We start from the raw sequence: 23,988 nt of genomic DNA on the forward strand, positions 1-23,988 counted from the left end.
GGATCACGCGGGTGGCCTCGGGTGATGGTAGGGCGGCTGTACGAACGTACGGGGGAATTTCCCGGCCGTGGAGGGCCGAAAGGCCCTCTCGCCGGCAGACAGAGAGAGCGAAAAGGGGCAGTTGCTCTCCAGCGCTGTGCTTTTCCTGTGATCAACGCCATGGGCCGCCCATGTCGGTGGCCATGCCGGGCCCCGGCCGGTGAATTGGCCGCAACTGCACCACCCGTACAAGTGGTTGGCGTGATTCCGCCCAAACTCCCTGTCGCGAGCGATATCACGAATGACACGATCGGCCCGGCGTACCTGACGTACGCCCATCTCCCGATCGAAAGAGTGACGTTCAGCAGATGCGAAGATCCCTCGGTGCGGCGCGCCGGACCGCCGGTGCGGCCGTGCTCTCCCTGGCCACCGCCCTCACCGGACTCGCCTTTCCCACCACCGCTCAGGCGGCCGTGAAATGCTCGGCCGGCGTGTGGAAGGCCCAGTTCTACGCCAACACCACCTTGACCGGCACCCCGAAGGCCACCGTCTGCGATACCGCCATCGCCGAGAACTACGGCACGGGTGACCCCGCAGGCGTCAAGCTGCCGCGCGACAACTTCGGCGTCCGTTGGAGCATGACCCGCGACTTCGGCTCCGGCGGTTCGTTCGACCTCACGGTCGCCGCCCAGGACGGCGTCCGCGTCCACCTCGACGGCTCGCGCAAGATCAACCTGTGGCGCAACGTCTCCAAGGACCAGAAGAAGACCGTCCGCGTCACCGTCCCCCGTGGGGTCCACACCCTGCGCGTGGACTTCGCCGCCTTCACCGGCCGCGCCAACATCGCCTTCTCCCACCAGCCCGTCACCGGCAAGGCCGACAAGACCGCCCCGCTGGCCCCGGCCGGGCTGAAGGCCGGCTACGCGGCGGCCACCCTGAAGGCCACCCTGGCCTGGTCCCGCAACCACGAGCTGGACCTGGCCGGCTACCACGTCTACCGCCGCACCGGTAGCGGCGACGCCTGGAGCCGGCGCACCCCCAAGCCGGTCACCGGTGCCACCTTCACCGAGGCACCTCCGGCCACCGGCGACACGTACGAGTACGTCCTGCGTGCCCTTGACCGCTCCGGCAACCTCTCCCCGCTGACCGGCGTGAAGCGCGTCGTCAGCGCCGACCGGACGGCCCCCGCCGCCGTGACCGGCCTCACCGCCACGCGCGACGGGTCCGTCGCCCGGATCACCTGGTCGCCGGTGAACGGGGCGACCGAATACGAGGTGCAGCGGTCCTCCGCGCCCGGAGGGCCCTTCTCCCTCCTCTCGTTCAGTCCGGGCACCGTTCTGTCGGACTACGGCGCCGCCGCAGACGCGACCTACTCCTACCGGGTGCGGGCCCTGGACAGCGCGGGCAACGCCTCCGCGTACTCCGCGCCCGTCCAGCTCGTCGCGGTCGAGGGCGAGCCCCTGGCGCCGACGAACGTCTCCGCCTACGGCTGGGTCGACCGGAACACCGTCGGCTGGAAGTACCACGGGGACGCGGCCCACCGCTTCCACGTCTACGCCGCTGATGCGGCCACCGGCCCGTGGACCCGGCTGACCGGGACCCCGGTCACCGGCCTCGCCTACGAGGACCACACGGCGCCCGTCGGGCAGGTGCGCCACTACCAGGTCAGGGCGGTCGCGACGGGCGGCACGGAGTCGGGCCCGTCGGCGACGGCCTCGGCCACCCGCACCGGCGACGTCACCCCGCCGCGCATGCCGTACGGCCTGGACGCGTGGAACGGCACCGATGGTGTGCACATCTCCTGGCACGCCAACACCGACGACACCGACCACTACCTCGTCCTGCGCAAGCCGATGTTCGGCGCGTGGGAGCAGGTCGCCGTGGTACGCGACGTCACGTACCTGGACACCAGCACCCCGGCGGACGTGCAGTTCGGCTACACCGTCCGCGCCGTCGACGCGGCCGGCAACGTCTCGCCGATGCCCGAACCCGGTTACGGCACCGTCTACGGCAAGCGCCTCCCGGTCAACGAGAAGCCTGCCGCGCCCGCCTCGCTGACCGCGACGGCGGACGGCGGCAACGTCGAGGTGGAGTGGACCGCGAGCACGTCGGCCGATGTGGCCGGCTACTACGTCTACCGCACCGCCTCCACGAACCCCGAGTCGGCCACCGCGATCTCCTCGCGGATCAGCGGGACGACGTTCACGGACGTGGGCGTGCCCGCCGGCACCACATGGCGCTACGTGGTGCGTGCTGTCAGCAAGCGCAGCATGTGGTCCGACTTCTCGCCGATCGCCGAGGCCACCATCGCCTGCCCCGTCATGACCACTCCGGCCACGCCCCGGATCACCGCGGGCAGCAGGGACGGCGCGAGCTCCGCCCGCCTCACCTGGGCGGCGGCGGGAGCGTGCGACCAGGGTGCCACCGTCTCGTACAACGTCTACCGGTCCACGTCCGAGTCGGACGTCCTCACCCCTGAGCACCGCATCGCTTCGGACGTGACGGCGCTGACCTACACGGACACCGGTCTGGCGCGGGCCACCTACTACTACCTGGTCACCGCCGTGGCCGCCGACGGAACCGAATCGGCGCCGCAGGCCACGCCGGTCCGGATCTCGCTCCAAGCACCTTGACGTCTGACGCTCGGTTCGATCCCTCGGGCCCCCGCCGCCCGGACGCCTCCACGCGTCCGGGCGACGGGGGCCTTTGCCGTCCCCCGGCCCGCCACCTCTTGTCTGATGGTCCGTCAGGTACGACGATGGCGGCCGCCACCCGGGGCGGGCAACGTCCCGGGGGCGCACGGGAAGGAGGCCGCCGTGCCGATACCGCCGACATCGCCGATACCGCCGATACCGCCGCCGACACCGCCGTCGCTACGGTCGATACCGTCGCTGCCGTCAGCCGACGGGCCGCTGGCGTACGGGATGCAGCTCCCGGTCCAGTCGCAGAGCGCCCTCTACGCCGAGCCCTGGGAGGCGGCGGCGACCCCCGCCGACCTCGTCCGCATCGCCCGGGCCGCCGACCGCGGCGGCTTCGCCTACATCGCGAGCTGCGACCACATCGCCATCCCGCGCCGGCTCGCGGAGGGGATGAGCACGGTCTGGTACGACCCCGTCGCCACGCTCGCGTTCCTCGCCGGGGTCACCGAGCGCGTGCTCCTGATGAGTCATGTCGCCGTCGTCGGCCTGCGCCACCCCCTCGTCACCGCCAAGCAGTACGCCACCCTCGACCACCTCAGCGGCGGCCGGCTGATCCTGGGCGTCGGCGCCGGGCACGTACGGGAGGAGTTCGAGGCGGTCGGGGCGGACTTCGACGGGCGCGGGCGCGTGCTGGACGAGTCCATCGACGCGCTGCGGGCGGCGCTCGGGCCCGAGGAGTACCCGGAGTTCGCGGGGGAACGGTTCTCGTTCAGAAGCCTCGGGCAACTGCCGCGCCCCGCACGGGAGAAGGTGCCGATCTGGGTGGGCGGCTCGTCGCCCGCCGCCGTGCGCCGGGCGGCCGTACGGGGCGACGGCTGGCTCCCGCAGGGCGATGCCCGGGACCGGCTGCCCGCGCAGATCGCCCGGGTGCACGCCCTGCGGGCGGAGGCGGGGGACCAGGAGCCGATCGTGATCGGGGCGATCACCGAACCGCTGTACGTCGGTGAGCCCGGGTGGTCCGTGGGGCGGCGGACGCTCAAAGGGAAGCCGGAGGAGCTGGCGGAGTCGCTGCGGGAGTACGCGGCGATCGGCGTGCACCAGATCCAGGTGCGGTTCCGGAGCCGGAGCGTGGACGAACTGACCGATCAGATGGCGGCGTTCGGTGCGGACGTGGCCCCGTACCTCAACCAGTAGGGAGCGCGGCATGGGCAAGCTGGACGGGCGGGTCGTCCTGGTCACCGGGGCGGCGCGCGGGCAGGGCGAGCAGGAGGCGCGGCTCTTCGCCGCGGAGGGCGCGCGGGTCGTCGTCGCCGATGTGCTGGTCGAGCAAGGGGAGGCGCTGGCAGCGGAGTTGGGAGCCGATACCGCTCGGTTCGTTCGGCTGGACGTGGGGCGGGAGGAGGAGTGGGCCGAGGCGGTGACCGTGGCCAGGGACGCCTTCGGGAAGATCGACGGGCTCGTCAACAACGCGGGCATCCTGCGCTTCAACGAGCTGGTCAACACCCCGCTGGCCGAGTTCGAGCAGGTGGTGCGGGTCAACATGACGGGTGCGTTCCTCGGGATCCGCGCCGTCGCGCCGGAGATCGAGGCCGCGGGCGGCGGGACGATCGTCAACACGTCCTCGTACACCGGTCTGACCGGGATGCCCCTGGTCGGCGCGTACGCCGCGACCAAGCACGCCGTCCTCGGGCTGACCAAGGTGGCCGCGATGGAGCTGGCCGGCAAGGGGGTGCGGGTCAACGCCATCTGTCCGGGCGCGATCGACACGGCGATGAGCAACCCGGCCCTGCTGGACCCGGACGCCGACCTGAGCCGGTCGGACGCGGCGCTGGACGCGTACTACCGCAAGCTCGTGCCGATGGGCCGGATCGGGCGGCCCGAGGAGGTGGCGGCGCTGGCCCTCTTCCTGACCGGCGAGGACTCCTCGTACATCACCGGGCAGCCGTTCGTCATCGACGGGGGGTGGCTGGCGGGGGTGAGTCCGTTCTAGTCGTGTTACCTGACGACTCGTCAGCTATTGACGGGTCGCGGTGGCGGTGGAACAGTCGGTCGCATCACAATCTGACGATGCGTCAGAAAAACTTGAGGACGGTGAACCTCCGTGGAATTCGGGCTCTTTGTCCAGGGGTACGTGCCCGCCGCGCGTGCCGAGGTGGACCCCGAGGCAGAGCACAAGGCGCTGATCGAGGAGACCGAGTACGTCATCCAGGCGGACAAGTCCGGCTTCAAGTACGCCTGGGCCTCCGAGCACCACTTCCTGGAGGAGTACTCGCACCTCTCCGCCAACGACGTGTACCTCGGCTATCTCGCGCACGCCACCGACCGCATCCACCTCGGCTCGGGCATCTTCAACCCGCTCGCGCCCGTCAACCACCCGGTGAAGGTCGCGGAGAAGGTCGCCATGCTCGACCACCTCTCCGAGGGCCGCTTCGAGTTCGGCACCGGGCGGGGGGCGGGCAGCCACGAGATCCTCGGGTTCATGCCGGGCATCACCGACATGAACCACACGAAGGAGCTGTGGGAGGAGACGATCGCCGAGTTCCCCAAGATGTGGCTCCAGGACGAGTACGTCGGCTTCCAGGGCAAGCACTGGTCCCTTCCGCCGCGCAAGATCCTGCCGAAGCCGTACGGGGGTGCGCACCCGGCCATGTGGTACGCGGCCGGGTCGCCGTCCTCGTACGCCATGGCGGGGAAGAAGGGGCTCGGGGTGCTGGGCTTCAGCGTGCAGAAGGTCTCCGACATGGAGTGGGTCGTCGAGTCCTACAAGAACGCGGTCAAGGACGCCGAGCCGGTGGGGGCGTTCGTCAACGACAACGTCATGGTGACGTCCACGGCGATCTGCGCCGAGACGCATGCGGAGGCGGTGCGGATCGCGGTGGGGGGCGGGCTGAACTACCTGCAGTCGCTGCTGTTCCGCTACCACGACACGTTTCCCCGTCCGGAGGGGATTCCGGAGTGGCCGGAGCTGCTGCCGGAGTACACGGAGGAGATCGTGGAGCTGCTCATCGCTGAGGAGCTGATGATCTGCGGGGATCCCGATGAGGTGCTGAAGCAGTGCCGGCGGTGGGATCAGGCGGGGGCGGATCAGTTGAGCTTCGGGCTGCCGATCGGGGTGAGTCCCGAGGACACGATGACGACGATCCGGTTGATCGGGGAGCACGTGATTCCGAAGATCGACACGGATCCCGTGCATCGGACCTCACGGTTCCGGGGTGCGGTGGGCTGAGCCGCCGGGCGGGGTGCGGGCCCACGTCGGGGCTCCGCCCCGAGCCCCGCGCCTCAAACGTCGGCGGGGCTGGATTTCAGGGCTCCGCGCCGGGGGTGTGGGGGCGGAGCCCTCACCGAGGCTGGGCGGCGTCTTCCCGGACCGTCGCCCGGTGAGCCGGGGTACGTACCGCGGCCGAAAGCGTACGTACCCCGGCTGTCCGAACCGAAGAAGGGACACCGTCATGCTCGACCACCTCATCCGCCGCGCCACCGTCGTGGACGGCACCGGCGGCCCCGCCTACACCGCCGACGTCGGCCTCCGCGCCGGCCGCATCGCCGTCATCGCCGAGCCGGGGACCGTCACCGAGGAGGCCGTCACCTCCGAGGACGCCCACGGCCTCGTCCTCGCCCCCGGCTTCGTCGACCCGCACACGCACTACGACGCCCAGCTCTTCTGGGACCCCTACGCCACCCCCTCCATGAACCACGGCGTCACCACCGTCGCCGGCGGCAACTGCGGGTTCACCCTCGCGCCCCTGAACCCCGACCGGCCCGAGGACGCCGACTACACCCGCCGGATGATGTCCCGGGTCGAGGGGATGGCGCTCAAAGCCCTGGAGGAGGGCGTCGACTGGACCTGGTCCACCTTCCGCGAGTACCTCGACGCCCTCGAAGGCCGCATCGCCGTCAACGCCGGGTTCATGGTCGGGCACTGCGCGCTGCGGCGGCATGTGATGGGAGCCGACGCCGTCGGCGGGCAGCCCACGCCGGCCCAGATGTACGCCATGCTCGCCCTCTTCCACGACGCCATGGACGCCGGCGCCTGGGGGCTCTCCACCACCCAGTCCGCCACCCACGCCGACGGCGACGGCGAGCCCGTCGCCTCCCGGCACGCCCTCCCTGAAGAGCTCCTCGCCCTCTCCCGGGCGGTGGGCGAGCACGAGGGGACGCAGCTCGAAGCGATCGTCGCCGGGTGCCTGGACCAGTTCTCCGACGAGGAGATCGACCTCTTCGTCGATATGACCGCCGCCGCCGGACGCCCGCTCAACTGGAACGTCCTCACCATCGACGCCGCCGTCCCCGAACGCGTACCGCGCCAGCTCATCCCCAGCGAACGCGCCCGCGCGGCCGGCGGGCGGATCGTCGCGCTCACCATGCCGATCCTCACCCCCATGAACATGTCCCTCGGCACCTTCTGCGCCCTCAACCTCATCCCCGGCTGGGGCGAGATCCTCGCGCTCCCCGTCCCCGCGCGCATCGAACGCCTCCGGGACGCCGCCACCCGCGCCGAGATGCTCCGCCGCGCCGACAGCAGGGAGGCCGGGGTCTTCCGCCGTCTCGCGGACTTCGGCCGGTACGTCATCGGGGACACGTACAGCGCCGCCAACGAAGGGCTCGGCGGGCGCGTCGTCAACGACATCGCGGCCGAACGCGGCCAGGACCCCTTCCACTGCCTGGTCGAGATCTGCGCCGCCGACGACCTGCGTACGGTCCTGTGGCCCATGCCCACCGACAACGACCCGGACTCCTGGGCGCTGCGGCAGCGCACCTGGGAGCACGAGGACGTCATGCTCGGCGGCTCCGACGCGGGCGCGCACCTGGACCGGATGTGCGGGGCCCCGTACACCACCCGGTTCCTCGGCGACTGCCTGCGCGGGCGCAAGCTCGTGCCCCTCACCGCAGCCGTCAAGATGCTCACCGACGACCCCGCCCGCCTCTTCGGGCTGCGCGAACGCGGCCGGATCGAGGAGGGCTTCCACGCCGACCTCGTCCTCTTCGACCCCGAGCGGATCGACGCCGGGCCCGCCACCCTCGTCCACGACCTGCCCGGGGACAGCCCGCGCCTGGACTCCAAGGCCGTCGGGATCGTCTCCGTACGCGTCAACGGGGTCGAGACCCTGCGCGACGACAAGGTGACGGGGGCGGTGCCGGGGACGGTGCTGCGCTCGGGCCGCGACACCCGGACGGTGAGTACCGCGTGAGCGACCATGACCCCGGGAAGCTCTTCATCGGCGGCGAGTGGGTCGAGCCCGCCCACGGACACTACGAAGTCGTGAACCCCGCCACCGAACAGGTCGTCGGCCTCGCCCCCGAGGCGAGCCGCGCCCAGGTGTACGAGGCGGCCGCAGCGGCTCGCGAAGCCTTCGGCCCGTGGTCGCGCACCCGGCCCGAAGACCGCGCCGCCATGCTCGACCGCGCCGCCGACCTCATCCAGCGCGACCTCCGCGCCCACGCCGACCTCGCCCGCGCCGAGAGCGGAGCCACTGCCTCCACCGCCCGGGGGATGCAGGTCGCCGTCGGCGCCGCCCGGTTCCGGCGGTACGCGCGCGGCGCCCTGGAGCCCGTCGAGGAGGCGATCGCGCCGCAGATCAACGAGGCCGGTCCGATGGGGCGGGCCGGGGTCTTCGGGGCGCTGGCCGTCCGGCAGCCGGTCGGCGTGGTCACCTGCATCACCTCGTACAACAACCCCTGGGCCAACCCGGCGGGCAAGGTCGCGCCTGCCCTCGCGATGGGCAACACGGTCCTCGTGAAGCCCGCCCCGCAGGACCCGCTCTCCGTCTACCGGATGGCCGCTGCCCTCGCGGAGGCCGGTGTTCCGCCGGGGGTCGTCAACGTCGTCACCGGCTCGGGCGCGGAGGCCGGTGAGGCCGCCGTGGACTCCCCGGGCGTCGACATGGTCAGCTTCACCGGCTCCACCGCCGTGGGGCAGCGGATCGCGGAGGTGTGCGGGCGCGGGATGAAGCGGCAGCTGATGGAGCTGGGCGGGAAGGGCGCCGCGCTGGTCCTGGAGGACGCGGATCTGGGCTCCGCCGTCGCCGGCATCGGGACGACCTTCTCCTTCTACAGCGGACAGATCTGTACGGCTCCGACCCGCGTCCTCGTCCACCGGTCCCGGCACGACGAGCTGATCGCCGCGCTCGCCGCGTACGCGAACGCGCTCACCGTCGGCGACCCCGCCGACCGGACCACCGTCGTCGGCCCGGTCATCTCCGCCGCCCACCGCGACCGCGTGGAGGCGTACGTGGAGCTGGGCCGGAAGGAGGGCGCCCGGGTCGTGACCGGCGGCGCCCGCCCCGCCCATCTGGACCGGGGCTTCTACGTCGCCCCCACCCTCCTCGCCGACTGCACCCCCGACCTGCGGGTCGTCCGCGAGGAGATCTTCGGGCCGGTCGTCGTGGTCGTCCCCTTCGACGACGAGGAGGAGGGCGTCGCGCTGGCCAACGACAGCGACTACGGCCTCATCGACTACGTCTGGTCGGGCGATGTGGCCCGCGCCTTCCGGATCGCCCGGCGGTTGCGCGCGGGCGGGGTCGGCGTCAACACGGTCGGGCGGAACATGGAGGCCCCGTTCGGCGGGTTCAAGAAGAGCGGCGTGGGCCGGGACGTGGGCTCGTACGCGCTGCACGCGTACAGCGAGACGCAGGCGATCGTCTGGCCCGGATGACCACGCTCCCGCTCCCCTCCCACCGGGCGCGGGAAAATTTTGAAACGGTACAAAAAGGACAGTGCTGCGATTACCGTACGTGGCCACCGTCACGTGACCGGCATGCATTGCAAGGCCATGCGTGTATGTGACCTTGAATTCATGAAGTCTTCATCAAGGGTCGGCCGATGTAACCAAGGGTGAGACATCGGAGTCTCACCCTCCGGATGTGGATATCGCAGCGCATAACGTCCCTCTCATGACTCAGCTGGACGCGCGGCCACAGGCCGGAGACACGGTACGGGGAAGCGCCCCGGCCGACGGCCGTGACGGGGGCGTACGCGGCAAGGGGCTCGGCGGGAACTCCGTCGGACTGATGGGCAGCGCCGTCATCGGCGTCTCCACCGTCGCCCCCGTCTACTGCCTCACCTCGACCCTCGGCTCCACCGCCGGTGAGGTCGGCGTGCAGATGCCCGCCGTCTTCCTGGCCGGGTTCCTGCCGATGCTGCTCGTCGCCTTCGCTTACCGCGAGCTCAACAGGGTGATGCCGGACTGCGGCACCTCCTTCACCTGGACGGTGAAGGCGTTCGGCCCGCGCGTCGGCTGGATGTGCGGCTGGGGCCTGGTCATCGCGACGATCATCGTCCTCTCCAACCTGGCGGGCGTCGCCACCTCGTACTTCTGGCTGCTGGCCGGCGAGGTCACCAACAGCGCGTCGGTCGCCGCGCTGGACGACAACAAGCTCGTCCACATCGGCACCTGCCTCGCGCTCATCGCCGCCGCCACCGCGATCAGCTACCGGGGGATGACGGCCACCAAGGGCGTCCAGTACGCCCTGGTCGGACTCCAGCTCGCCGTGCTCGCGCTCTTCGTGACGATGGCCCTGTCCAAGGCGGGCAGCGGCGACGCGGGCTTCGCCGGTTCGCTCGACTTCTCCTGGTCGTGGATGAACCCGTTCGCCGTCCAGTCCTTCGCGGCCTTCACCGCCGGTCTCTCCCTCTCGATCTTCATGTTCTGGGGCTGGGACGCCTGTCTGACCGCCAACGAGGAGACCACCGGCAGCGAGAAGACTCCCGGCCGCGCCGCGCTCATCGCGATGGTCGTCCTGGTCGGCTCCTACCTGGCCACCGGCATCGCCGCCCAGATGGCCGTCGGCTCCGGCACCTCCGGCCTCGGCCTCGCCAACCCGGAGACCTCCGACAACGTCTTCGCCGCCCTCGCCGGACCGGTGATGGGCCCCGGCCTCGGCGTCCTGCTCTTCGTCGCCGTCCTCGCCTCGGCCGCCGCCAGCCTCCAGACCACGTTCATCCCGGTCGCCCGCACGGTGCTGGCGATGTCGACGTACGAGGCGATGCCTGCCTCGTACGCCAAGGTCCACCCGCGCTTCAAGACGCCCGGCCGGGCGACGGTCACGGCGGGCGTCGGGACCGGCGTCTTCTACACCGTGATGACGCTGATCAGCGAGCACGTCCTGATCGACACCATCTACGCGCTCGGCCTCATGATCTGCTTCTACTACGCGCTGACGGCCTTCGCCTGCGTCTGGTACTTCCGCGCCGAACTCACCCGCTCCGCACGGGACCTGGTCTTCAAGGGCCTCTTCCCGGCCGCCGGCGGCCTGCTGCTCGCCGCCGTCTTCGCCAAGACCCTCTACGACATGTGGGACCCGGCGTACGGCTCCGGCTCCTCGGTCTTCGGCGTCGGCTCGGTCTTCGTCATCGGGGTGGGGCTGCTGCTCCTCGGCGTGGTGCTGATGGTCGCGATGGAGCGCCGCAGCCCGGCGTTCTTCCGGGGTCAGGTACTGACGAAGGAGACCCCGGCCCTCGTGGTCGAGGACTGAGGTCTCCGGGTCTTCTCCGCGGTTACGGGCGCCAGTAACCCAGCGCGTTCACCCGGTCCTTGGGCAGGCCCAGCTCCTTGCGGAGGTAGGCCGACAGGGTCCGGGTGGTCGACGTGTCGCAGGCCACCCAGACGTACGCGTCCGAGCGGTCGTCCCCCAGCAGTGCCGGCAGGGCCGCCTTCACCTCGGCGACCAGGTGCGCACCGCCCTCGCGGCGCTCCACGTGGTGCAGGGTGTGGTGGGCCTCGTCGAGGCGGAACGGCAGTTTCCGGTCCTCCTCGTCCGAGGACTCGAACCAGATCGTCGCCGGGGTCTCCGGGATCGCGTCCAGCAGCGAGTTGATCGCCGGGAGCGCGGCCGGGTCACCGATCACGAAGAGCCGTTTCGGCGCCGGGTCGGGCAGCGTGAAGCCGGTGCCCTGGAGCGTCGCGTCGATCGTGTCGCCGGGCGCGGTGGCTTTCGCCCAGTCGCACGCCGGGCCCTCGTGGAGGGCGAATTCCAGACTGAAGGTCCCGGCCTCGGGGTCCGGGTCGACCAGGGTGTAGGCGCGCTGGTGCGGTTTGCCGTCCTTCTCGAACCAGAGCCGCACCCACATCGTGGGGTGCGCCCCGCCGGTCGCGGCGAGCAGCCCTCCGTCGGTCATGTGCACCCGGCGGAACCGGTCGGTGACTTGCTCGGCGCCGGTCACGGTGAACGTGAAATCCCGCCCCCGGAACAGTTTGAGTACGACGCCTTCCCAGCCATGACCCACGGTGTCTCCCACCCTCCCTTGGTGCCCCGGCCCACTGCCCAAAGGGTCACTTTGGTTAGGCTAACCTAAATTCCGGGGGCTGGGGAGTGGCTGAAAACCACCGGGAGCAGGGGAGGGGCAGAGCGATGACGACCGCTGACGTCGACAGCGAGAGACCGGGTACGGGCGCCGAAAGCAGTCCTAAGGAGTCCGAGGGCTTCGACGTCTTCCGGGACGACTGGGGGATACCCCACCTCCGGGCCGGCAGCGCGCTCGCGCTCGCCCGCGCCCAGGGCCACAACGCCGCCCTGGACCGCGCCTGGCAGGTGGAGACGGAGCGCCACCGGGTGCTCGGCACGACCGCCGCGTACCTCGGGGCCGAGGCGCTCGGCTGGGACCGGTTCGCCCGGCGGGCCCGGCTCGCCGACACCGCCCGCCGCTGCTACGAGCGGCTCACGCCCGAGACCGCCGCCTGGGTGCGCGCGTACGTCGACGGGGTCAACGCGGGGCTGGCCGAGGGGGCCGCCCGCGCACCGGAGTTCGCCGCCGCCGGGCTCGCCCCGGGCCGCTGGGAGCCCTGGACCCCGCTCGGCGTCTGGCTCTCCACCCACATCCTCTTCGCCGGGTTCCCCACCAAACTCTGGCGTGAAGAGGTCGCCCGCAGGCTCGGCGACGACCGCGCGACCCTCTTCGCCACCGACGGCCCCGGCACCTCCGGCTCCAACGGCTGGCTGCTCACCGGCGCCCGCACCACCACCGGTGCCCCGGTGATCGCGGGCGACCCGCACCGCTTCATCGAGGACCCGGGCGTCTACCAGCAGATCCGGCTCGCCTGCCCCGAGTTCGACGTGGTGGGCCTCGCCGTCCCCGGCGTCCCGGGCATCGCCCACTTCGGGCACGCGGGCGGCGTGGCCTGGGCGATCACCAACGCGATGGCCGACTACCAGGACCTCTACCGCGAGCAGGTGCGCCGCACGGCGGACGGCGGCGTGGAGGCGCTCGGCCCGGACGGCTGGTACCGGGTCCACGCCCACACGGAGACCGTGGAGGTTGCCGGGGGAGAGCCGGAGACGGTCGAGATCGTGGAGACGGACCGGGGGCCGGTGATCATCGGGGACGTGACCGGTGAGGCCGACGGCGATTCTGCCGACGCTCCCGTCGTCGTCAGCCTCCGCTACCCGCCCCGCGTCACCGGCGACCTCGGCTTCGACGTCCTGCCCGCGCTGCTCCGGGCCCGTACCGTCGCCGACCTCGACACCGCCCTCGACGGCTGGGTCGAACCCGTCAACGTGGTCCTGGCCGCCGACACCACCGGGGCCACCCTGCACCGGGTCGCCGGGCACGTCCCCGTGCGCAGTCACGAGAACCGGCTGCGGGTCGTCCCCGCGCACGATCCCGCGTACGCCTGGCGCGAGGGCGCCGAGCCCACGCCCCGTACCGAGGTCGACACCGCCACCGGCACCGCCGTGATGGCCAACGAGCGCGGCCTCGCCGCCCCCCTCGGCATCGAGTTCGCGCCCCCGCACCGGGCCCACCGCATACGGGAGCTGCTCGGCACGCCCCCGGGCGCGGGCGCGAGGGGGCTCACCGGCCCGCCCTGGTCCGCCGGAGACATGGCCGCCGTCCACACCGACACCCGCCTCGCCTCCTCCCGGCAGCTCCTCTCCCTGCTCGCCTGGGCCCCGGACCTCGGCCCGGACGCCGAACGCCTCCGGGACCGGCTGCTGCGCTGGGACCGCCACATGGACGCGGACAGCACCGCCGCCACCCTCTACTCCCGGCTCCGCGCGGACGTCGTCCACCGTCTGGCCGCCCACCCCGCCCTGCGGCCCGTCACGGGCGACGCCGACCCCTGGCGCTCGCCCGCGTACCCGCCGCTCTTCCGCCCCTGGCTCGCCGCCGTCCCCCGGATCGGCTACGCCCTGGAGACCCTGCTCACCGTCGGACTCCTCCCGTACGAGGACCGGCTCGCGATCGTCGCCGCCTCGGCCGAAGCGGTGGCCGCGAACCGCGACGCGCCGCTCCCCTGGGGCGAGGTCCACCGGGTCGCGCCCTGGCAGGCGCTGCCGGGCGCGGCCTCCGAGGAGGTGTGGCCCGGGCTCGCGGGCGACCACGACTGCGTGCTCTCCACCTCCAGCGTCCCCGGGATCACCGACCTCTTCGCGCGGGGCCCCGCCGCCCGGTACGTCTGGGACCTGGCCCGCCGCGAGGACAGCCTCTGGGTGGTGCCGTTCGGCGCGTCCGGCGTACCGGGCTCCGCCCACCACCGCGACCAGAGCGACCTGTGGGCGAGCGGCCGGCCGGCCCCCGTCACCACGGACTGGAACCTGCTGCACCGCACCGAGGAGAGCACCACCACCATGACCACCACCCCCGAGCCCACCGTGTCCACCGTCGTCCCGGCCCTGCGTCCCGCCGTCCACGAGCAGAAGGTCGAGGGCTTCGGCGTCGTCCGGCTCGTCCCGGTCGACCCGGCGGCCGACGCGGACCTGCTGCACGGCTGGGTCACCGAGGAGCGCGCCCGCTTCTGGGGCATGGCCGACCACACCCGCGAACAGGTCCAGGAGATCTACGAGTTCGTGGACTCGCTCCCCACCCACCACGCCTACCTGGCGCTGCGCGACGGCGTCCCGGCCGCGCTCTTCCAGACGTACGAGCCGGACGCCGACCCGGTGGGCGAGTGCTACGACGTACAGCCCGGGGACTTCGGCATCCACCTGCTGATCGCGCCCGCCGAGGGCGAGGGCGCGGGGGCGGGGGCGGTGAAGGGGTACACCGACGCCCTGCTCACCGCGTTCATCGGCTATGTCTTCAGCGACCCGGCCCACCTGCGGGTCGTCGTCGAGCCGGACGCCCGCAACGAGAAGGCGCTCGCGCGGATGGTCCGGGTCGGCTTCGAGCTGGGCCCGGAGATCGAGAAGCCGGAGAAGACGGCGAGGCTGGCGTTCCTGACCCGGGCGGCGCTGGGCCTGGCGTGAGAAGGGGCCCGCTGTAGCAGCACGCAGCACGCAGCACGCAGCACGCAGTACGCAGTACGGCTGCAGCGGGCCCCGCGTACGGCTACAGCGGGCCCCGCGTACGGCTACAGCGGGCTCGTCCCGTCCCGGTTCAGCTCGCCGCCCGCTTGGAACAGCCGCCGCGCGACGACGTGACCGCGCCCGGCGGCCATCCGGAACCACGGCTCCGCCGCCGTCAGCCCCTCGCGCTCCTGGACCAGCCGGCCCAGCTCCCACATCGACTCCACGTCGCCGGCCTTCACCGCCTGCCGCAGCATCCGCTCGGCGGCGTCCGGCCGCCCCTGGCTCCGCGCGTCCAGGGCGAGCGTGCGCAGCCCCCGTACGGCGCGGGCGTCCCCGGCGGCAGCGGCGACGGCCAGTTGCCGGGGGTCCGGTGGGCGCCGGTAGCGCTGAGCGATCAGCAGCAGGATCCCGGCCGCCCACATGATCCAGCTCAGGTTGATCAGCGTGTCGCTGCCCAGCCACACACCGGTCAGGCTCAGCACCCCGCCTGCGGGCAGCAGGAAGAAGCCCAGTCCCATTCCCATCCCACGTCCTCTCCCGCAGCCCTGTCCCGCAGTCCTGGTCCCAGGCTATGGCCGGGGCCGACATGGTCTCGGAATTCTCCGGCGTACGGCATACCTTGGCCCCCCGTACAGACGACGGAGGTGCTCGATGCGGATCGCCACAACCATCTTCCTCACCGACGAGACGGTGACACCCGTGCGGCTGGCGCGCGAGCTGGAGCAGCGCGGGTTCGCCGGGCTCTATCTGCCCGAGCACACCCACATCCCGGTGAGCCGCCGCACCCCGTACCCGGCGGGCGGTGACCTGCCCCGCGAGTACGGCCGCACGCTGGACCCCTTCGTGGCGCTCGGCCAGGCGGCTGCCGTCACCGAACGGCTCACGCTCGGCACCGGGATCACGCTGGTCGCCCAGCACGACCCGGTCGACCTGGCCAAGCAGGTGGCGACCCTGGACCACCTCTCCGGCGGCCGGTTCACGCTCGGCATCGGCTACGGCTGGAACGTGGAGGAGGCCGCCGACCACGGGGTCGCGTGGTCCACGCGCCGGGAGCTGGCGCGTGACCGGATGGCGCTGATGCGGGCGCTCTGGTCGGCCGAACCGACGCCGTACGAGGGGGAGTTCGGGTCGGTCCAGGCGAGCTTCGCGTTCCCGAAGCCGGTGCAGGCACCGCGCGGTCCGGTGGTCGGCCCCCGCACGCTGATCGGCGGCGGGGCGGGCCCGAAGCTGTTCGCGGCGATCGCGGAGCACGCGGACGGCTGGCTGCCCATCGGCGGCCGGGGCCTGACGGAGTCCGTCCCGAAGCTGCGGGCGGCCTGGGAGGAGGCGGGGCGCGACCCGAAGGAGCTCCAGGTGGTGCCGTATGCCGTCCTCCCCGACCCCGGGAAGCTCGCGCACTACGCGGAGCTGGGCATCGAGGAGGTCGTGCTCCAGCTCCCCCCGGCCGCCGAGCCGGAGGTGCTGCGGGTGCTGGACGGATACGCGGCGTACCTCTGAGGCACACCCTGGCGCACCCCCTGCGGCGGCCCGCTGAGGCATCCCGTGAGGCGCCCCTGGCACCGCCCCGTGCAACCGCAGGCGCCGACAGGGCATCCTTACTCTCGGGGGATCGCAAACGTGGGCACGGCCCGCACGCGCTTTCGGGCGCGCGTGCGGGCGGTGGGCCCGCCTGGGTGGGGAGTGGAATGAACAGGCCGTTGCGGCACATAGCCATCTTCTGCGGGCTCCTGATGCTGGGGCTGCTGCTGCGGGCGAACTGGCTGCAGCAGATCGACCGCGTGGAGCTGTCCCAGCACGAGAAGAACCACCGGGTCCGGTTCGAGCGGTTCGCCACCCCGCGCGGCGACATCATCGTCGGCGGCAAGGCGATCACCGGCTCGAAGGAGACGGAGAGCAGGGACTACACCTTCCGGCGCACCTGGAAGGAGGGCCCGATGTACGCGCCCGTCACCGGGTACGCCTCCCAGGCCCAGGGCACCTCGCTGCTGGAGGGGACGTACGACAGCGTCCTCAGCGGCCAGGACGACCGCTTCGCCTTCCGGCACGCCAAGGACGTCCTCACCGGGGAGCCGAGGCGCGGCGGCAGCGTGATCACCACGATCGACCCGAAGGCGCAGAAGGCGGGCTACCAGGGGCTGACCGACCTGGGCGCCCGGGGCGCGGTCGTCGCCCTGGAGCCGAGCACCGGCAAGGTGCTGGCGCTCGTCTCGACGCCCTCGTACGACCCCGGGGTCTTCGCCGGGATCTCGTTCAAGGAGAGCGACCGCTTCAAGAAGCTCCTCGACGACAAGGCCAAGCCGCTGGCCAACCGCCCGCTGCGCGAGACCTTCCCGCCCGGCTCGACCTTCAAGATCCTGACGGCGGCGGCGGCGCTGGAGCACGGTGTGGTCTCGGACGTGGACGCGCCGACGAAGGCGGTCTCGCCGTATCCGCTGCCGCTTTCCCGGAACAAGATCGGCAGCGAGGCGGGGGACGCCGTCTGCAACAAGGCGTCGATGAAGACCGCCATGCAGTACTCCTGCAACAACGTCTTCCTCGACGCGGCCGCCGAGCTGGGCGAGGACCGGATGCGGGAGACGGCGGAGAAGTTCGGTTTCAACGAGGACGTGTACGCGGAGGAGTTCGGCGACATGCTCGCCACGAAGAGCCTCTACCCGGCCGAGCTCGACAAGCCCGGTACGGCCCTCACCGGCATGGGCCAGGGCAGCCTGACGAGCACCCCGATGCAGATGGCCATGGTGACGGCGGCGCTCGCCAACGACGGCAAGCTGATGCAGCCGTACATCGTGGAGGAGCTGAAGGGCCCGGACCTCTCCACGCTGGAGACGAACAACCCGGCGGAGAAGAGCCAGGCCGTCTCGCCGGAGACGGCGAAGAAGGTCCAGGAGATGATGGAGCACACCGCGAAGGAGGGCAGCGCGCAGCGCGCCCTGATCGACGGGGTGACGGTCGGCGGCAAGACGGGCACCGCCCAGCGCGGGGTGAACGTCCGCGACGAGGTCCCGTACGGCTGGTTCGTCAGCTACGGCAAGACGGACGACGGCCGTTCGGTCGCCGTCGCCGTCTTCATCGACCCGACGGACATGGACATCTCCCGCTCCGACATCTCCGGTGGCCGCCTCGGCGCCCCGATCGCGAAGAAGGTGATGGAGGCGGCGCTGGGCAAGTAGCTTGCCCCGCAACGGAATTGGTCGGCGCATTGGCCTAGGCCAATGCGCTCCCGTCCCCGTACCCTCATCCGTAGCCAGTGGCACACGCCCCCCACCCCGGTTGCATGCTGGCGCGGGCACCCCCACCGAACTCTGCCCCGAGCAGCCAGGGTGAACTCCCCCACTCGCCGCCTCCAGGAGGCCACGGTGAAAGTTCGCACCAGAAGCTCGGCGATCGTCGGCGCACTCTTCCTCGCAGTGACCCTGACGCTGACCACGGCATCGGCCGACGAGCCCTCTTCCGGCCCTTCGGCGCAGGTCGTGCTGACGGAAGTGGCCCGCGCGCAGGGCCCGTCGGCCGGCGCGGCCGGACCGGACGGCAAGGTCTGGATAGCCGAACGGGCCGGAACCGTAAGGATCTTGGGCGACTACGGCCTGAGCGACCCGGTCCTCGACATCTCCGACGAGACCACCACCGACGGTGAACGCGGCCTGCTGGGCGTGGCGTTCGACCCGGAGTTCGCGCACTTCTACATCTCGTACACGGACCTCGACGGCACCAGCACCATCGACGAGTTCGCGGTGCAGGACGGCCATCTCCGGCCGGACACCCGGCGGACGGTCCTCACCCAGGAGCAGCCGTACGCGAACCACAACGGCGGCGACATCAAGTTCGGCCCCGACGGCTACCTCTACATCGCGTTCGGCGACGGCGGCTCGGGCGGCGACCCGCACGGCAACGGCCAGAACCTGGACACGCTGCTCGGCAAGATCCTCCGGATCGACCCGACCGGCGGGGAGCCGTACGCCGTCCCGTCCGACAACCCGTTCGTGGCGCAGGAAGGCGCGAAGGACGAGATCTGGGCGTACGGGCTCCGCAACCCGTGGCGGTTCTCCTTCGACACGGGCACGGGCGACCTGCTCATCGGCGACGTCGGCCAGAGCGAGTGGGAGGAGATCGACTGGGCCCCCGCGAGCAGCAAGGGCGGGGAGAACTACGGCTGGTCCTCGATGGAGGGCAACCACCCGTTCCGCGGCGGCACGGAGCCGGCGAACCATGTGCCCCCGGTCCACGAGTACGACCGCAGCGGCCTGGGCTGCTCGGTGACGGGCGGCTTCGTCTACCGGGGCGAGGGGATCGCGGATCTCGCGGGCCGGTACGTGTTCAGCGACTACTGCGACGGCACGCTGCGCACGTTGCGCATCGAGGACGGCGCGGTGACGGAGGAGGGCGACCTGGGGGTCCAGGGCGGCGAGGTGATCTCGTTCGTGGAGGCGGGTGACGGGGAGCTGTACGTGCTGGCGATAGGCGGCACGATCTCCCGCCTGGACGCGGCGTAGGACCCCGGGCCCACCCCACCCTTCAAGCCCGTCCGGCGTTTGAGGACGGAACCCTTGCTGGGGTGGGCCCGGCGCTGCTCTCCGGCTCCTCGTGCGCGAGACCCTCGCAGGTGCCCAGCCCCCCACGGCCACGGGTCCGTTCTCAAACGCCGGACGGGCTGACCGGGCGGCCCGAGAATTGACATGCCCCCGGCCGCACACCTTGTGCGATCATCACGTGCGCCCCTTCACACGGCGCTCACAACTCACCGCTCCGGGGGGAACGGACCCATGCCACGCCACCTCTGTACGACCGCGAGATCCGCGGCGTACACCGCGCTGCTGCTCGCGCTCACCGTCCTGCTCGCCCTCCTGGCCCCCATGGGCACGGCCCAGGCGAACCCCCCGGCCCCGCCGGCCGCCACCGAGGACTGCCCGACCTTCCCGCTCTCCGCGTTCGGCGAGGCCGCCCCGGAGGGGAACACGCTCACCCTCCCCGCCGAGGGAACGGCCTGCTACACCTTCACGGTCGAGCAGCCCGGCATGCACCGGCTCCTGAAGTCCGGCACCGGAACCGGCGACGTCTACCTGACCGTCCACGACGGCGAGGAGCAGGTCGACTGCTACGACCCGGAGTGGGGCGCCGGCTGGTGCCGCCTGGAGCGCACCGGCGAGTTCACGCTGCGGCTGGAGAACCGCTGGGGCACCAGCACCGTCACCTTCGCCCTCACCCCGCTCGCCACGGACGAGGGCTGCACGGCACAGGCCTCCACCGACTGGACCAGCCCGCCCCTCGTCGCCCTGGCCGCCGGCCCCACGGCCGTGCAGTGCGCGCGGCTGGAGGCGGAGCCGGGCAAGCGGTACACCGACGACATCACGACCACCCGGTACGGCGACGGCACCTCCTGGATCACCGACGAGACCGGCGCCCGGATCTGCCCGCACTTCAACGAGGACGACAACGAGGGCTGCGTACTCCCCGGTGACGGCCCCTACCGCGTGCTGACCAACGTCAGTGAGGCGGAAGACGGCTTCCCCGCCGAGTACACGCTGAAGGTCCGCCGGCTCTCCGACCCGGTCGGCTGCACCCACGTCCCCCTCAACACCTACAACTCCGCGCCCACCGAGGTGACCCCGGCGACCGGCTGCAAGACCTTCACCGCCCCGCACGCGGGCGTGTACGAGGTGTACGGCGTCGACTCCTCCCGTACGGGGCTCAAGGTCTACGACCGCGCGGGCAGGACGGTCTGCTCCCCCTGGAACGGCTGCGAACTCCCCGCAGCCGGTGACTACACGGTCCACACCGACGACGCCACGCTGATCCTCGACCGCGCCTCGACCGCCGGCTGCGAGAGTGCCCAGCTCGGCCTGTACCGGTCCACCTTCGCCTCGGCCGGTGAGATCGACTGCGTACAGCTGCCCCTTCCCGCCGGATCCCGGCTGGCCGCGCTGACGCCGCTCTCCGGGTCCGAACCGCGCCCCGATCTGACGCTGTTCGACGCCCGGGGCGCCTACGTGTGTGACCGCGGCGCCCTCTCCGACGGCACCTGCGCGCTGACCGGCACCGCGCCGTTCCGGCTCCAGGTCTCCACCGACGACGCCGACCCCGCGACCGGCCCCTGCGCCATCGTGCTGCACCGCACCGACGCCGCGAGCGGCTGCCCGGCCCTCCCGGCCGGCGACTTCACCGAGCAGAGCGCGTCGGCCCGGATCACCACCGGCGGCGGTGTCTTCTCGCAGTGCTTCAGCATCCCGGCCGACGCGCACAGCGCGGCGGAGTTTCTCCAGCTCAAGGCGGCACCCGGTACGACGGCCATGGCCGGGTTCTCCGTGCTGGACAGGACCGGCAAGCAGGTCTGCTCCGTCTACGCCTCGCTCAACACCTGGACAGGCTGCGATCTGGCCCCCGGAGTCGCCCACACGGTGCTCGTCACCGGCCGGGACACCACCGCCACGTACTCCCTGACCCGCCGGGACGTCACCGCCACGGCCAAGGGCTGCACACCGAACCCCGCCACCAAGGTCGGCGGCCCGTCCTCGGGCGGCCCCACCGGCGCTCCGGGCGACGTGCGGTGCCGCCAGGTGACCACGGCCGACGCCGAGGACACCCTGCACCTCAACGTCCGCGACGCCCTGGGCACGGCGAACATCCTGCCCTTCGGCGCGGACGGCACCGCCCTGTGCCACTCCAACCAGTCCTGCGCGGTCACCGGCTCCACCCACTACCAGGTCCTGGTCACCGTACCGAGCAGGCTGAAGGCCGCCCCCGACCACCGCTTCGACGCCGTACGCATCGCCACCGCGACCGGCCCCGCCGAGGGCTGCGTACGGGTCCCGAACGTCAGTTACGGATACGGCCCCGTCACCGGCACGCTCGACGAGGCCCGCAGCACCTTCTGCGCGGTGCTGCCCACCGCCTACCGCGACCGCTTCGACATGAAGATCAGCGACACGACGGGCGCCGAGGAGACCGCCGTGCCCGCGCTGTACGACGCGAGCCTCGGCAACGGCTGCATGAGGTTCATCCCCAGCGGCTACCAGTGCGCCGTGGAAGAGCCCTCCACGAAGCAGGTCACGCCGAGCACCCTGGTCCTCTCCCTGCCGGAGACCGCGTCGAAGACCTCGTACCAGGCCAAGGCCGTCTGCACCTTCTTCCGCTGCGGCCCCGAACAGCTCACCGTCGGCACGGTGAGCCCGGAGACCGGCGCGTCCGGCAGCAAGGTCACGGTCAAGGTGACGGGCACGGCCCTGCACGAGGAGGACTACGTCCGCCTCTACGCCAACGGCCGGCAGATCGAGTCGAAGGACACCGTCGTCTCCCCCGACCGCAGGACGTTCACGGCGGCCCTCGACCTGACCGGCGTCCCCACGGGCACCTGGTCCCTCAGCGTCTTGACCCACAACGGCTGGGAGCAACAGCGGAGTCCGTTCACGGTCACCGCCGCCCGGCTGGCGAGCACCAAGCCCCCGGTGATCAGCGGTTCGGCGAAGGTCGGCGCGAAGCTGACGGCGGGCACCGGGTCCTGGTCGGCGGCGCCGTCCTCGTACGCGTACCAGTGGAAGGCGGACGGTACGGCGATCGCGGGCGCGACGGGTGCCACGTACACCGTCCCGGCGAAGCTGCTCGCCAAGAAGATCACGGTCACCGTCACCGCCCGCCGCAGTGGGCACCTGGACGGCCAGAGCACGTCGGCGGCGGTCACGGTCGCCAAGGGCGACGCACCGAAGGCGTCGGTGAAGCCGGTGGTCTCGGGCAAGGCGAAGGTGGGCGCCGAGCTCACGGCGGGCAAGGGCACGTGGGCGCCGAAGCCGACCTCGTACGCGTACCAGTGGAAGGCGAACGGTACGGCGATCGTCGGCGCGACCGCCGCCACGTACACCGTCCCGGCGAAGCTGCTCGGCAAGACGGTGACGGTCACCGTCACGGCGGCGCTGACCGGCCACACCAGTGGCAGTGCGACCAGCGCGGCGGTCAAGGTCGCGAAGGGTGACGCACCGAAGGCGTCGGTGAAGCCGGTGGTCTCGGGCAAGGCGAAGGTGGGCGCGAAGCTCACCGCCGGCAAGGGCAAGTGGACGCCGGCGCCCACGTCGTACAGCTACCAGTGGTACGCGAACGGCAAGGCGATCGCGAAGGCGACGGGCTCGAAGCTGACGCTGAAGGCGGCGCAGCGGGGGAAGAAGATCACGGTGAAGGTCACGGCCCACCGCACGGGCCACGCGAGCGGCGCGTCGACGAGCACGGCAACCAAGACGGTAGCCCGCTGAGCCCCGGGCCCACCCCTCAAGCCCGTCCGGCGTTTGAGGACGGAACCCTTGCTGGGGTGGGCCCGGCGCTCAGAGGCCCCTGAGGTAGGGGACCCTCGCAGGTCGGCCGCCCCCCTCCGCCCCGCTTCCGTCCTCGAACGCCGGACGGACCGAGGGGAGCCCCACCAGCTCCGTCAACGCGTTGACCCGGAAGTCCGCCACCCCCACCACATCCGGATGCTCCGCCCACCAGTGCCCGTACGCCCCCCGCCGCAGATGCGCCGTCCGCAACCCCGCCGCGGCGGCGGGAAACAGGTCGTCCGCCGGATGATCGCCCACGTACAGCGTCGCCGACGGCTCCGCCTCCGCCACCTCCACCACCCGCGCGAAGAACGCCGGGTCCGGCTTCCGTACGCCCCACTCGCCCGAGGTCACCACCAGATCCGCCGGCAGGTCCAGCGCCCGCAGCAACTCCCCGGCCCGCACCGTCCCGTTCCCCGCCACGACCACCCGCACCCCCGCCGCCCGCAGCTCCGCGAGCGCCGGCCGCACGTCCGGGTAGAGGTCCGACTCGTCGAGGTGCTCCCCGCGCCCGGCGGCGGCCCGGGCGAGGTACGCCTCGTCGACGTCCATGTCCGGCCGCAGCACCCGCAGCGCGTCCGTCGCGTCGCGGCCCTGGGCGACGGACGCGCCCACCAGCGCGCTGAGCGTGTGCGCGGGCACGCCGAGCCAGTTGGCCCAGGAGGCCCAGTGGCGGTCGTCGCGTACGAGGGTTTCGCCGATGCCGAGGACGATCGTTTCCATCATCGTGCCGACACTAGGCGTGAGGATGCCGTGGCAGGGCGCTCATCGGGTGAGTCGGCCCGCACGAGTGACCAGGAGCACCCCACGGCCTGCGCAACGAGGCCCCGGGCCCTGGTCCGGCGCACGCACCTC

15 protein-coding genes are annotated in these 23,988 nt (G+C 71.9%); 12 read left to right on the forward strand and 3 right to left on the reverse strand.

What is annotated here, in order from left to right:
* Positions 1-347 precede the first annotated feature (347 nt).
* The 7 genes from ACFWRT_RS21380 to ACFWRT_RS21410 all read left to right on the forward strand — a co-directional run bounded on the left by ACFWRT_RS21380 (position 348) and on the right by ACFWRT_RS21410 (position 11,089).
* Complete coding sequence (locus ACFWRT_RS21380) at positions 348-2,612, forward strand: hypothetical protein (RefSeq protein WP_380950319.1); 2,265 nt, start codon at positions 348-350, stop codon at positions 2,610-2,612.
* 291 nt (positions 2,613-2,903) lie between these two features.
* Positions 2,904-3,812, forward strand: a complete 909-nt coding sequence (locus tag ACFWRT_RS21385) for an LLM class F420-dependent oxidoreductase (protein ID WP_380950385.1) — start codon at positions 2,904-2,906, stop codon at positions 3,810-3,812.
* A gap of 10 nt (positions 3,813-3,822) precedes the next feature.
* Positions 3,823-4,608 carry an SDR family NAD(P)-dependent oxidoreductase gene (locus tag ACFWRT_RS21390; RefSeq protein WP_380950318.1) on the forward strand — a complete coding sequence of 262 codons (786 nt, stop codon included), beginning with the start codon at positions 3,823-3,825 and terminating at the stop codon, positions 4,606-4,608.
* A gap of 111 nt (positions 4,609-4,719) precedes the next feature.
* Positions 4,720-5,844: an LLM class flavin-dependent oxidoreductase gene (locus ACFWRT_RS21395; RefSeq protein ID WP_380950317.1), complete on the forward strand. Its 1,125-nt coding sequence runs from the start codon at positions 4,720-4,722 to the stop codon at positions 5,842-5,844.
* A 223-nt stretch (positions 5,845-6,067) separates the two neighbouring features.
* A complete protein-coding gene (locus ACFWRT_RS21400; protein WP_380950316.1) occupies positions 6,068-7,807 on the forward strand; it encodes an N-acyl-D-amino-acid deacylase family protein in 1,740 nt (579 codons plus the stop codon).
* Entirely contained in the window at positions 7,804-9,270 is a 1,467-nt protein-coding gene (locus tag ACFWRT_RS21405; protein WP_380950315.1) for an aldehyde dehydrogenase family protein, read from the forward strand. The genes ACFWRT_RS21400 and ACFWRT_RS21405 overlap by 4 nt, the downstream gene beginning before the upstream one ends.
* A 238-nt stretch (positions 9,271-9,508) precedes the next feature.
* The gene (locus tag ACFWRT_RS21410) at positions 9,509-11,089 is read left to right on the forward strand and encodes an APC family permease (RefSeq protein ID WP_380950314.1); all 1,581 of its coding nucleotides are present in this window, start codon (positions 9,509-9,511) and stop codon (positions 11,087-11,089) included.
* A gap of 22 nt (positions 11,090-11,111) precedes the next feature.
* Here the strand turns inward: ACFWRT_RS21410 and ACFWRT_RS21415 are convergent, their stop codons facing one another.
* Positions 11,112-11,840 (reverse strand): siderophore-interacting protein, encoded by a 729-nt coding sequence (locus ACFWRT_RS21415; protein ID WP_380950384.1) that lies wholly within the window; start codon positions 11,838-11,840, stop codon positions 11,112-11,114.
* Positions 11,841-11,965: 125 nt separating this feature from the next.
* Here ACFWRT_RS21415 and ACFWRT_RS21420 point away from each other — a divergent pair, with 125 nt between their 5' ends.
* Positions 11,966-14,797: a GNAT family N-acetyltransferase gene (locus ACFWRT_RS21420; protein ID WP_380950313.1), complete on the forward strand. Its 2,832-nt coding sequence runs from the start codon at positions 11,966-11,968 to the stop codon at positions 14,795-14,797.
* Positions 14,798-14,901: 104 nt separating this feature from the next.
* Here the strand turns inward: ACFWRT_RS21420 and ACFWRT_RS21425 are convergent, their stop codons facing one another.
* The gene (locus ACFWRT_RS21425; RefSeq protein ID WP_380950383.1) at positions 14,902-15,357 is read right to left on the reverse strand and encodes an SEL1-like repeat protein; all 456 of its coding nucleotides are present in this window, start codon (positions 15,355-15,357) and stop codon (positions 14,902-14,904) included.
* Between the two features lie 133 nt (positions 15,358-15,490).
* Between ACFWRT_RS21425 and ACFWRT_RS21430 the strand changes: the two genes are divergently transcribed.
* The 4 genes from ACFWRT_RS21430 to ACFWRT_RS21445 all read left to right on the forward strand — a co-directional run bounded on the left by ACFWRT_RS21430 (position 15,491) and on the right by ACFWRT_RS21445 (position 23,073).
* Positions 15,491-16,336 (forward strand): LLM class F420-dependent oxidoreductase, encoded by an 846-nt coding sequence (locus ACFWRT_RS21430; RefSeq protein WP_380950312.1) that lies wholly within the window; start codon positions 15,491-15,493, stop codon positions 16,334-16,336.
* A gap of 188 nt (positions 16,337-16,524) precedes the next feature.
* Positions 16,525-18,009 carry a peptidoglycan D,D-transpeptidase FtsI family protein gene (locus ACFWRT_RS21435; protein ID WP_380950311.1) on the forward strand — a complete coding sequence of 495 codons (1,485 nt, stop codon included), beginning with the start codon at positions 16,525-16,527 and terminating at the stop codon, positions 18,007-18,009.
* Positions 18,010-18,195: 186 nt separating this feature from the next.
* Positions 18,196-19,329 (forward strand): PQQ-dependent sugar dehydrogenase, encoded by a 1,134-nt coding sequence (locus ACFWRT_RS21440; protein ID WP_380950310.1) that lies wholly within the window; start codon positions 18,196-18,198, stop codon positions 19,327-19,329.
* 270 nt (positions 19,330-19,599) lie between these two features.
* Complete coding sequence (locus tag ACFWRT_RS21445) at positions 19,600-23,073, forward strand: hypothetical protein (RefSeq protein WP_380950309.1); 3,474 nt, start codon at positions 19,600-19,602, stop codon at positions 23,071-23,073.
* A gap of 69 nt (positions 23,074-23,142) precedes the next feature.
* Here the strand turns inward: ACFWRT_RS21445 and ACFWRT_RS21450 are convergent, their stop codons facing one another.
* The gene (locus ACFWRT_RS21450) at positions 23,143-23,856 is read right to left on the reverse strand and encodes an HAD family hydrolase (RefSeq protein ID WP_380950382.1); all 714 of its coding nucleotides are present in this window, start codon (positions 23,854-23,856) and stop codon (positions 23,143-23,145) included.
* Positions 23,857-23,988: the final 132 nt, after the last annotated feature.

Origin of the sequence: Streptomyces cyaneofuscatus (genome assembly GCF_042718795.1) — a bacterium.
GTDB classification, from domain to species: domain Bacteria; phylum Actinomycetota; class Actinomycetes; order Streptomycetales; family Streptomycetaceae; genus Streptomyces; species Streptomyces cyaneofuscatus_A.

What these genes read in the sequence shown, in the direction of transcription:
- ACFWRT_RS21380 (WP_380950319.1), top strand. Translation starts at nt 348, where the DNA reads ATGCGAAGATCCCTCGGTGCGGCGCGCCGGACCGCCGGTGCGGCCGTG.
- ACFWRT_RS21385 (WP_380950385.1), top strand. Translation starts at nt 2,904, where the DNA reads ATGCAGCTCCCGGTCCAGTCGCAGAGCGCCCTCTACGCCGAGCCCTGG.
- ACFWRT_RS21390 (WP_380950318.1), top strand. Translation starts at nt 3,823, where the DNA reads ATGGGCAAGCTGGACGGGCGGGTCGTCCTGGTCACCGGGGCGGCGCGC.
- ACFWRT_RS21400 (WP_380950316.1), top strand. Translation starts at nt 6,068, where the DNA reads ATGCTCGACCACCTCATCCGCCGCGCCACCGTCGTGGACGGCACCGGC.
- ACFWRT_RS21410 (WP_380950314.1), top strand. Translation starts at nt 9,509, where the DNA reads ATGACTCAGCTGGACGCGCGGCCACAGGCCGGAGACACGGTACGGGGA.
- ACFWRT_RS21420 (WP_380950313.1), top strand. Translation starts at nt 11,966, where the DNA reads ATGACGACCGCTGACGTCGACAGCGAGAGACCGGGTACGGGCGCCGAA.
- ACFWRT_RS21425 (WP_380950383.1), bottom strand. Translation starts at nt 15,357, where the DNA reads ATGGGACTGGGCTTCTTCCTGCTGCCCGCAGGCGGGGTGCTGAGCCTG.
- ACFWRT_RS21430 (WP_380950312.1), top strand. Translation starts at nt 15,491, where the DNA reads ATGCGGATCGCCACAACCATCTTCCTCACCGACGAGACGGTGACACCC.
- ACFWRT_RS21435 (WP_380950311.1), top strand. Translation starts at nt 16,525, where the DNA reads ATGAACAGGCCGTTGCGGCACATAGCCATCTTCTGCGGGCTCCTGATG.
- ACFWRT_RS21445 (WP_380950309.1), top strand. Translation starts at nt 19,600, where the DNA reads ATGCCACGCCACCTCTGTACGACCGCGAGATCCGCGGCGTACACCGCG.
- ACFWRT_RS21450 (WP_380950382.1), bottom strand. Translation starts at nt 23,856, where the DNA reads ATGGAAACGATCGTCCTCGGCATCGGCGAAACCCTCGTACGCGACGAC.